The organism is Treponema primitia ZAS-1, from assembly GCF_000297095.1.
GTDB lineage: Bacteria > Spirochaetota > Spirochaetia > Treponematales > Breznakiellaceae > Termitinema > Termitinema primitia_A.
Window position 1 is genome coordinate 1 of the sequence record NZ_AEEA01000080.1, and the last position, 348, is coordinate 348.

The window sequence follows — 348 nt, forward strand, 5'->3', positions numbered from 1 at the left end:
GAACTCTTTCGGCGGCGTGGTGGGGACCAACAGCAGAACCATCACCGCCTGCTACTGGGTAGAAAGAACCGACGTTACCGGCAGCACCACCAACGGCGGCGGCGGCACGCTGTTCAGCGACAGCGCATGGCCCAGCACCACCGGCAGCTCCGGCCAAAGCACCGAATGGGGCACCGGCGACGGCAGCGGAAGCGGCACCTACTGGAAGAGCCTGGGCGGCTGGAACGGCGGCGGCACGTATACGGTGTATCCCACGCTCTGGTTTGAGGAATAAAAAGACGTAGTCTTTTTATTCCTCCGGAGTTTCGGCTATGCCGAAACTCCAGGGCTGGGGCGGTCCCATGGGGG

At 63.2% G+C, this 348-nt stretch carries 1 protein-coding gene; it reads left to right on the forward strand.

The window, feature by feature from the left end:
- The coding region (locus TPRIMZ1_RS19075; RefSeq protein WP_010260777.1) for a hypothetical protein at positions 1 to 274 on the forward strand (274 nt) is incomplete at its 5' end.
- Between the last annotated feature and the right edge of the window lie 74 nt (positions 275 to 348).